The organism is Thioalkalivibrio sulfidiphilus (assembly GCF_000377945.1).
Lineage (GTDB): Bacteria > Pseudomonadota > Gammaproteobacteria > Ectothiorhodospirales > Ectothiorhodospiraceae > Thioalkalivibrio_A > Thioalkalivibrio_A sulfidiphilus_A.
The window spans coordinates 21270-30478 of record NZ_KB898924.1 but is presented as its reverse complement, the minus strand read 5'-3'; the positions used below and the strand labels follow the sequence as shown (position 1 = coordinate 30478).

Below are 9209 nucleotides of genomic sequence, written 5' to 3'. Positions count from 1 at the left end.
GGACGGCCTGTCAGGCGACCCCCTCGAAGCCGAGCAACGCAGGGCACCCGCGAACAGCGGGTGCGGCATCGGGGTGTCCTTCTTTTGGTTACTTTTCTTGGACAAGCAAGAAAAGTAACCCGAGCCCCGCGAAAAGCGGGGATCGGAAGCCTTTGACTTTAGGTGTCTCAGACGATCAATACCCACCCAGGCTACAGTTTGTCCTAAACCACGCAGAGCCAATGGACAATGCTCCAAAATCACCACACTGCTACCCCGGTGCTTAGTACAACCCCCTGATTTCTGATAGTGTACTCGTTCCTTGGAAGCCCCCTGACAAGCACCCATGGCAACACCCCGCACCCGGGTCAAAATCTGCGGCATCACCCGCATGGAGGATGCCCTGGCGGCCTGCGAGGCGGGCGCCGATGCCCTGGGTTTCGTGTTCTATGCCAGGAGCCCACGGGCGGTGACGCCCGAGGCGGCCCGGGAGATGGCCCTGGCGCTGCCGCCGTTCGTGAGCCGGGTGGGGCTGTTCGTGGACGCGGCGCCGGAGATAGTGGCGGCCGTCCTGGACGTGGTGCCCCTGGACCTGCTGCAGTTCCACGGCGACGAATGCCCCGCCGACTGCGCCAGTTTCGGCAGGCCGTACCTCAAGGCCGTGCCCATGGCGGCGGGGCTCAACCCCGTGGCCTACATGGACACCTACCCGCATGCGGCGGGCTTTCTGCTGGACAGCCATGGCAACGGCAAGACGGGCGGCACGGGACAGACCTTCGACTGGGAACGGATCCCCCGTGACCTGCACCATTGCCTGGTGCTGGCAGGCGGGCTCAACCCGGACAATGTGGCCGAGGCGGTGCGCCGTGTGCGCCCTTGGGCCGTGGATGTGAGTAGCGGCGTGGAGGCGCGGCCGGGGATCAAGGATCCCGCGCGCATGCAGGCCTTTGTGAATGAGGTGAAACGCGTTGACTGCAACGGCTGAAAAGAAGACCGCGCTCGACTGGAGCGCCTACCCGGACGCCCACGGCCACTTCGGTCCCTACGGCGGGCAGTTCGTCTCCGAGACCCTGATGGAGCCCCTGGAGGAACTGCGCGAGGCCTATGACCGTTACGTGAAGGATCCCGAGTTCCTGGCGGAACTGGACGCGGACCTGGCCGACTACGTGGGGCGCCCGAGCCCTCTGTACCACGCCGAACGCATGAGCCAGGAACTGGGTGGCGCGCAGATCTACCTCAAGCGCGAGGATCTGAACCACACCGGCGCCCACAAGGTGAACAACACCATCGGTCAGGCCCTGCTGGCCAAGCGCATGGGCAAGACCCGCATCATCGCCGAGACCGGTGCCGGCCAGCACGGCGTGGCCAGCGCCACGGTGGCGGCGCGCCTGGGCCTGGAGTGCGTGGTGTACATGGGCGCCGAGGACATCCAGCGCCAGGCCCCCAACGTCTACCGCATGCGCCTGCTGGGCGCCACGGTGGTGCCGGTGACCTCCGGCTCGCGCACGCTCAAGGACGCCCTGAACGAGGCGATGCGCGACTGGGTCACCAACGTGGACAACACCTTCTACATCATCGGTACCGTGGCCGGCCCCCATCCCTATCCGGCCATGGTGCGGGACTTCCAGTCGGTGATCGGCCGCGAGGCCCGGGAACAGTGCCTCAAGCGCACCGGGCGCCTGCCCGATGCCCTGGTGGCCTGCGTGGGTGGCGGTTCCAATGCCATCGGTCTGTTCCACCCCTTCCTGAGTGACGAGGGCGTGGCACTCTACGGCGTGGAGGCGGCCGGTGACGGCATCGAGACCGGCCGGCACTCCGCGCCCCTGTGCGCCGGCAAGCCCGGCGTGCTGCACGGCAACCGCACCTACCTGATGGAAGACGCCGACGGCCAGATCATCGAGACCCATTCCATCTCCGCGGGTCTCGACTATCCCGGCGTGGGCCCGGAGCATGCCTGGCTCAAGGACACCGGGCGTGCCTGCTACGTCTCGGTCACCGACGACGAGGCCATGGCCGCGTTCCATCACCTGACCCGCACCGAAGGCATCATCCCGGCGCTGGAGTCCAGCCACGCCATTGCCCACGTGATGAAGCTCGCACCGACCCTCGACAAGGACAAGATCATCATCGCCAATCTCTCCGGTCGCGGTGACAAGGACATCAACACCGTGGCGCGCCTGGAGGGGATCGAACTGTGAGCCGCATCGCCCGACGTTTCGAGGCCCTGCGGGCCGCCGGCCGCAAGGCCCTGATCCCCTACGTCACCGCCGGTGATCCCAACCCGGACAACACCGTGCCGCTCATGCACGCCATGGTGTCGGCCGGTGCCGACATCATCGAGCTGGGCGTGCCGTTCTCCGATCCCATGGCCGACGGCCCGGTGATCCAGCAGGCCTGCGAGCGTGCCCTGCGCCATCACGTGAGCCTGCGCCAGGTGATCGGCATGGTGAAGACCTTCCGGGAGAAGGACGCCGAGACCCCCGTGGTGCTCATGGGCTACCTCAACCCGGTGGAGATCATGGGCTACGAGGCCTTCGCCGACGCCGCCGCCAGCGCCGGCGTGGACGGGCTGCTCACCGTGGACCTGCCCCCCGAGGAGAGCCACGACTTGGTGCAGGTGCTGCGCGCCCACGACATTGATCCCATCTTCTTGCTGGCGCCCACCAGCCACGAGGCGCGCATCAAGCGCATCTGCGACGCCGCCTCGGGCTTTGTGTACTATGTGTCCCTGAAAGGCGTCACCGGGGCCGCCACCCTGGACGTGGACGCGGTGGCCGAGAAGCTTGCCGCCATCCGGGCGCATACGGACCTGCCGCTGGGCGTGGGTTTCGGTATCCGCGATGCGGACTCCGCCGCCCGGGTCTCCCGGGTCGCCGACGCCGTGGTGGTGGGCAGCGCCCTGGTCAATCGCATTGCCGAACACGAGCACGACCCCGAGGCCGGGCGCCGTGCGGTGAGTGAGCTGCTCGCCGAGATGCGCAAGGCCATGGATGGATAAAGGCGAATTCAAGATTCAAAGTTCAAGATTCAAAGGGGGAAACCCCGGTGCGATCCAGAACCTTGAATCCAAACAGCCTTCCCTTTGAATTTTGAATATTGAATATTGAATATTGAACCTTGAATCGCCCCTATGAGCTGGTTTGAAAAACTCGTCCCATCACGGATCCGTACCGACGCCACCACCAAGCGCGCCGTGCCCGAGGGTCTCTGGATGCGTTGCGACGGCTGCGGCGCCACCCTCTACCGTCCCGAGGTGGAGCGCCACGAGGATGTCTGCCCCAAGTGCAGTCATCACATGCGCATGGGCGCCCGGCGCCGCCTGGACAGCTTCCTGGACGAGGATGGCCGCGAGGAGATCGCCGCCGGCGTGGAGCCGGTGGACGTGCTCAAGTTCCGCGACAGCAAGAAATACCGTGACCGGCTCACAGCCGCCCAGAAGGCCACCGGCGAGAAGGATGCCCTGGTGGTGATGCAGGGGCGGGTGCATGGCGTGCCGGTGGTGGCTGCCGCCTTCGATTTCTCGTTCATGGGGGGCTCCATGGGTTCCGTGGTGGGCGAACGCTTCGTGCGCGCCGTGGACACCGCCGCTCGGGAAGGCATCCCGCTGGTGTGCTTCTCCGCCAGCGGCGGCGCGCGCATGCAGGAGGCCCTGTTCTCCCTCATGCAGATGGCCAAGACCAGCGCGGCCCTGGGCCGCCTGCGCGCCAAGGGTGTGCCGTACATCTCGGTGATGACCGATCCCACCATGGGCGGCGTGTCCGCCAGCCTCGCGATGCTCGGGGACATCAACGTGGCCGAGCCCGGCGCGCTGATCGGCTTCGCCGGTCCCCGGGTGATTCAGCAGACCGTGCGCGAGACCCTGCCCGAGGGTTTCCAGCGCGCCGAGTTCCTGGTGGAGAAAGGTGCCGTCGACCTGATCATCGATCGGCGCCAGATGCGCCAGCGGCTCGCCTCGCTGATGGCCATGATGACCCGCCGCCCCGCCCCCAGCCTCTGATCCCGGGGCGGGCCTGGGGCCCGCATCCCGCACACTGACACCCATGCGTTTCGACACCCTCGACCAGTGGCTGGCCTGGCAGGAGACCCTGCATCCCAGGGCCATCGACCTGGGCCTTGAGCGGGTCGCCCGGGTGGCCGCCCGGCTTGACCTGCTGACCCCCGCCTGCCCCGTGATCACCGTGGCCGGCACCAACGGCAAGGGCTCCACCGTGGCCATGCTGGAGGCCATCTACCGGGCCGCCGGTTACCGGGTGTGCGCCTACACCTCGCCCCATCTGCTGCGCTACAACGAACGCATCCGCATCCATGGCAGCCTCGCCGATGATGCCAGCCTGTGCCGGGCATTCGCAGCCGTGGATGCCGCCCGGGGCGAGGACACCCTGAGCTATTTCGAGTTCGGCACCCTGGCAGCCCTGTGGCTGTTCCGGGAGACGGGCGCGGATATCCTGGTCCTGGAGGTGGGCCTGGGCGGGCGCCTGGACGCGGTGAACATCATCGACCCGGACGTCTCGGTCGTGACCTCGGTGGGCATCGATCACGAACAGTGGCTGGGCCCGGACCGGGAGAGCATCGGTGCCGAGAAGGCTGGCATCTTCCGTGCGCAACAACCGGCGGTGTGTGGTGACCCGACGCCACCTGCAAGCATCGCCGGCACCGCCGCCAGGCTGGATGCGAAGCTCTACGCCGCAGGTCAGGCATTCTCCTGGTCGGTGAACACGTCCGGGGATCACTGGCAGTGGCGTGGCCCCGGCGATGTGGTGCTTGACGACCTGCCGGCGCCGGCCCTGCCCGGGGCCATTCAGTTCAACAACGCCGCCACCGCACTCACCGCCATCACCCTGCTGGCGCCGCGCTGTCCCGTGCCGAGGGAGGCCATCTGCCGGGGGCTCATGTCGGTGAGCCTGCCGGGGCGTTTCCAGCGGCTCAGGTCCGATCCCGCGGTGATCCTGGACGTGGCTCACAATCCCCAGGGCGCCGAGGTGCTGGCCAGGACCCTGGCGGGCCATCCCGTGCCGGGGCGCACGCTGGCGGTGATTGCCATGATGGCGGACAAGGACGTGCCGGTGGTGATCCGGCACCTGGCTCCCCGCGTGGAGCGCTGGTTCGCAGCGGGCCTGCCGGAGCTGCCCCGGGCCATGGATGCGGCGTCCCTGTGCGCCCATCTGCGGGCAGTCGCCGGGGAGGCGGTGAGTTGTCATGACACGGTGGCCGAGGCCTACCGACTGGCCTGCGCGGCGGCCGGGCCCGGGGATCGGGTGCTGGTGCTCGGCTCGTTTTACACCGTCTCGGCGGTGCTCGATCTGGAAGGCGCGCGCGTGGCTTGATGCGCCTGTGTCGGGCTATCGACCGTCGAGTGCACCCATGAATGCCTGCTGGGTGGGCGCATGGGGACATCCCCGATCCCTGTTGTCCATCCCATTTGAAACTGATCCTCTCACTGCGCCGCAGAGACGCGGAGACGCAGAGAGACTTGAGCTGACGATACCCACGTGGACCCCTTGGCAACCTGTGTCTGAGTCCGATCAAGCCACAGGCCACTCACCCCCTCCCACCTCTGCGTCTCAGCGTCTCTGCGGCAGACAGCCCATCGAAGTGGCAGGGAGATGCAATGGCCCCATCGGCTCATGGCCTACCCTTGCTACTAGCCACTAGCCACTTACCTTAAGGGCCGACAGTGGCATGCCCCGAAGGGTATAATGTCCGGCAAAGTCTCCACCCTGGGCCTGACCTTGGATCCAAGACTCAAACAACGCCTGGTGGGCGCTGCCGTGCTGCTGGCACTGGCGGTGATCTTCCTGCCCATGCTGCTGGACGGCACCGGTCATCAGGCCGGACTGAACCTGCGCGACGGCATTCCCCCCGAGCCGGAATTCGCCCGCCCCGAAGCCCCCGCACCCCTGGAACGCCAGGCCACGCCGGTGCCGCCCCAGGAGACCCGCCCCGCACCGCGCAGCGAGGCCCGTGCCGTTCCCCAGGCCGTTCCCCAGGTCGCACCGCAGCCGGTGCCAGAGCCCGCCGCGCCTGCCGCCGAACCGGCGCCCCAGTCACGAACCCCGACAGCACCGGCGCCGGCCACACCGCCGCCCGCGCCCACCCGGGCCCCGGCGGCCGCCAGCGATCCGGGTCCCGGCGGCTGGGCGGTGCAGGTGGGCAGTTTCGGTGAACGGGCCAATGCCGAGGCGGAGCGTGACCGCCTGCGCCGCGCCGGCTTCCAGGTGCTGGTGGAGCCGGCCCGCGCCGGTGACCGGCAGATCTTCCGGGTCAAGGTGGGGCCAGTCTCCACCCGCGAGGAGGCGGAAAGGCTGCGCAGCCGGCTGGGCACAGAGCAATCCCTCCAGGGCATCGTGGTGACCCACCCCTGAACGATGAACGGTCGTCCCGGTTCCCCTGTCTGCCCTTATCTGTGCCATGGCGGACTGGTAGAATGCCGCCTCACATGACCGACCTGCGTCCGGAGCCTTTCTTGTCTCATCGAGCCGTCCCCGAGACCCCATGATCTGGATCGATTTCGTCATCCTCGGGATCATCGCCCTGTCGGCCCTGATCAGCCTGTTCCGGGGCTTCGTCAAGGAGGCCATCTCCCTGGCCACCTGGGTGGTGGCCTTCTGGGTCTCCCTGAGCTACGCCAGCCCCCTGTCCGGTCTGTTGCCCGCAAGCCTCGAGGATCCCACCCTGCGGGTCGGCATCGCCTTCGCGGTGCTGTTCATCCTGACCCTGATCCTGGGCGGTGTGATCAACGTGCTGGCCGGACAGATGGTCAAGCGCACCGGACTTTCTGGCACCGACCGCAGCCTGGGGGTGGTGTTCGGCATGGCTCGGGGACTGCTGGTGGTGGCGGTGCTGGTGCTGCTGGCGGCGCTGACCGTCCTGCCCCAGGAACCCTGGTGGAGCGACAGCCTGCTGCTGCCCCATTTCGAGCGCCTGGCCATCTGGCTGCGGGGTTTCCTCTCCGAGGATCTTGCCGCCCATTTCGTCTTCTAGTGTTCTGAACTGTTCTAACATCATTCATTCGATTTGCGTTTTTCGAGGGAGTCCTCATGTGCGGCATTGTTGGTATCGTCGGTCGTAGCCCGGTCAACCAGGCGCTCTACGACAGCCTGCTGGTCCTGCAGCACCGTGGGCAGGACGCCGCCGGCATCGTCACCTGCGACGCGGACGGGCACCTGCACCTGCGCAAGGACAACGGACTGGTGCGCGACGTGTTCAACGTCCAGCACATGCAGAACCTGCTGGGCAACATGGGCATCGGCCATGTGCGCTATCCCACCGCGGGCAGTTCCTCCTCCGCCGAGGCCCAGCCCTTCTACGTGAACTCCCCCTATGGCATCGCCCTAGGCCACAACGGCAACCTCACCAACGCCGAGGCACTCAAGCGCGAGCTGTTCCTCCAGGACCGGCGACACATCAACACCGAGTCCGATTCCGAGATCCTGCTCAACGTGCTGGCCCAGGAACTGCTCAAGAGCGAGAGCCTGAGCCTGCAGCCCGAGGATCTGTTCCGGGCGGTGAGCGGCGTGCACCGGCGCTGCAGCGGTGCCTATGCAGTGGTGGCCATGATCGCCGGGCGTGGCATCCTGGCCTTCCGCGATCCCCATGGCATCCGCCCCGTGGTCTTCGGCCATCGCAGCACCCCGGAAGGGGAGGAGTACATGGTGGCCTCCGAGAGCGTCGCCCTGGATACCCTGGGTTTCGAACTGGTGCGTGATCTGGAGCCCGGCGAGGCGGTGTTCATCGACAGCGACGCCAGGCTGCATACCCGCCAGTGCGCCGAGGAGACGGCGGTGTTCTCGCCGTGCATCTTCGAGTATGTGTACTTCGCCCGTCCGGACTCGGTGATCGACAACATCTTCGTGCACCGGGCACGCATGCGCATGGGCACCAAGCTGGGCCAGAAGATCCTGCGCGAGTGGCCGGATCACGACATCGACGTGATCATCCCCATCCCCGATACCGGCCGCACCGTGGCCATCGAGATGGCCCACGAGATGAACGTGAAATACCGCGAGGGCTTCATCAAGAACCGCTACATCGGCCGCACCTTCATCATGCCGGGTCAGACCCAGCGGCGTAAGTCGGTGCGCCAGAAGCTCAATGCCATCGCGCTCGAGTTCAAGGGCAAGAACGTGATGCTGGTGGATGATTCCATCGTACGCGGCACCACCTCCCGGGAGATCGTCATGATGGCCAAGGAGGCGGGTGCCAAGAAGGTCTACTTCGCCTCCGCCGCGCCGCCGATCCGCTATCCCAATGTCTACGGCATCGACATGCCTTCCGCCGAGGAGCTGATCGCCCACGGGCGCAGCGACGAGGAGGTCTGCCAGGCCATCGCCGCCGACCGGTTGATCTACCAAGACCTGGAAGACCTGGTGGCCGCGGTGCGCAAGGGCAATCCGAAACTGGAACGCTTCGACTGCTCCGTGTTCAACGGCGAGTACATCACCGGCATCGGCAATGAATACCTCGACCACCTGCGCCAGAGGCGCAGCGATTCAGCCAAGCAGATGAAGTCCCGGGAGTATGCCCACCTGGATCTGCACAACAACACCTGAGACACGCGCCCCGAGTCATGTCTCATGTCTGGCGCGCGAGGGTCACTCTCTGGTGTCTGTGTTGCCTGTTGTGGCTGGCGGCGCCGGCCGCCGCCTGGTGGGACGAATCCATGGATGAGTGCCCGCCGGTGCCACCCGTGACCACCTGGTATGGCGAGATCCGCGATCGCCTGGCGCGGGATTACCCGGATCGTCCCCTCGATCCCCTGATCGTCGTGCGCATTGGTGAGCAGCGTCTCTACCTGATCCGTCACGGCGTGCCGTTTCAGGACTACCCCGTGTCCACCTCAAAGTACGGCATCGGCAACCGGGACGGCAGCCTCAAGACGCCACTCGGCGTGCACCAGGTGCGGCGCAGGATCGGAGATGACGCGCCGCTCGGCACCATCTTCCGCGGGCGCGCCAACACCGGGCGCATCGCCAACATCCTCACCACCCCCGTGACCAGCCCCGAGGACAACATCACCTCCCGCATCCTGTGGCTGGACGGCCTGGAGGAGGGCGTGAACCGGGGCGGCGAGGTGGATTCCTTCCAGCGCTTCATCTACATCCACGGCACCGACGAGGAAGGCCTGATCGGCCAGCCGGCATCCGATGGCTGCGTGCGCATGACCAACGCCGCGGTGATCGAGCTGTTCGATCAGGTGCCGCTCGGCACCCTGGTAGTCATCGTCGAGTAGT

Annotated in this window: 9 protein-coding genes; all 9 read left to right on the top strand. The window is 66.7% G+C overall.

Features of this window, described 5'->3' with window-relative positions:
• The first annotated feature begins 325 nt into the window (after positions 1 to 325).
• The 9 genes from D580_RS0102230 (at position 326) to D580_RS0102190 (ending at position 9208) form a co-directional block, all read left to right on the top strand.
• Positions 326 to 964: a phosphoribosylanthranilate isomerase gene (locus D580_RS0102230; RefSeq protein WP_018952810.1), complete on the top strand. Its 639-nt coding sequence runs from the start codon at positions 326 to 328 to the stop codon at positions 962 to 964.
• Positions 948 to 2177, top strand: coding sequence for a tryptophan synthase subunit beta (trpB, locus tag D580_RS0102225; protein WP_018952809.1), 1230 nt, complete (start codon positions 948 to 950; stop codon positions 2175 to 2177). Before D580_RS0102230 ends, trpB begins: the two co-directional genes overlap by 17 nt.
• Positions 2174 to 2977 (top strand): tryptophan synthase subunit alpha, encoded by an 804-nt coding sequence (gene trpA / locus D580_RS0102220; RefSeq protein WP_018952808.1) that lies wholly within the window; start codon positions 2174 to 2176, stop codon positions 2975 to 2977. The genes trpB and trpA overlap by 4 nt, the downstream gene beginning before the upstream one ends.
• 132 nt (positions 2978 to 3109) lie before the next feature.
• A complete protein-coding gene (gene accD, locus D580_RS0102215) occupies positions 3110 to 3976 on the top strand; it encodes an acetyl-CoA carboxylase, carboxyltransferase subunit beta (protein ID WP_018952807.1) in 867 nt (288 codons plus the stop codon).
• 43 nt (positions 3977 to 4019) lie between these two features.
• Entirely contained in the window at positions 4020 to 5303 is a 1284-nt protein-coding gene (gene folC, locus D580_RS0102210; protein ID WP_018952806.1) for a bifunctional tetrahydrofolate synthase/dihydrofolate synthase, read from the top strand.
• A 372-nt stretch (positions 5304 to 5675) separates the two neighbouring features.
• A complete protein-coding gene (locus D580_RS0102205; RefSeq protein WP_018952805.1) occupies positions 5676 to 6341 on the top strand; it encodes an SPOR domain-containing protein in 666 nt (221 codons plus the stop codon).
• 130 nt (positions 6342 to 6471) lie between these two features.
• Positions 6472 to 6960 carry a CvpA family protein gene (locus D580_RS0102200; protein WP_018952804.1) on the top strand — a complete coding sequence of 163 codons (489 nt, stop codon included), beginning with the start codon at positions 6472 to 6474 and terminating at the stop codon, positions 6958 to 6960.
• 56 nt (positions 6961 to 7016) lie between these two features.
• Positions 7017 to 8528: an amidophosphoribosyltransferase gene (purF, locus tag D580_RS0102195; protein ID WP_018952803.1), complete on the top strand. Its 1512-nt coding sequence runs from the start codon at positions 7017 to 7019 to the stop codon at positions 8526 to 8528.
• 17 nt (positions 8529 to 8545) lie between these two features.
• Positions 8546 to 9208: a L,D-transpeptidase gene (locus D580_RS0102190; RefSeq protein WP_155999661.1), complete on the top strand. Its 663-nt coding sequence runs from the start codon at positions 8546 to 8548 to the stop codon at positions 9206 to 9208.
• Position 9209: the final 1 nt, after the last annotated feature.

Excerpts from the sequence above, each read along its gene's own strand:
- purF (WP_018952803.1), top strand. The coding sequence starts at position 7,017 with ATGTGCGGCATTGTTGGTATCGTCGGTCGTAGCCCGGTCAACCAGGCG.
- D580_RS0102190 (WP_155999661.1), top strand. The coding sequence starts at position 8,546 with ATGTCTCATGTCTGGCGCGCGAGGGTCACTCTCTGGTGTCTGTGTTGC.
- D580_RS0102230 (WP_018952810.1), top strand. The coding sequence starts at position 326 with ATGGCAACACCCCGCACCCGGGTCAAAATCTGCGGCATCACCCGCATG.
- accD (WP_018952807.1), top strand. The coding sequence starts at position 3,110 with ATGAGCTGGTTTGAAAAACTCGTCCCATCACGGATCCGTACCGACGCC.
- D580_RS0102205 (WP_018952805.1), top strand. The coding sequence starts at position 5,676 with ATGTCCGGCAAAGTCTCCACCCTGGGCCTGACCTTGGATCCAAGACTC.
- D580_RS0102200 (WP_018952804.1), top strand. The coding sequence starts at position 6,472 with ATGATCTGGATCGATTTCGTCATCCTCGGGATCATCGCCCTGTCGGCC.
- folC (WP_018952806.1), top strand. The coding sequence starts at position 4,020 with ATGCGTTTCGACACCCTCGACCAGTGGCTGGCCTGGCAGGAGACCCTG.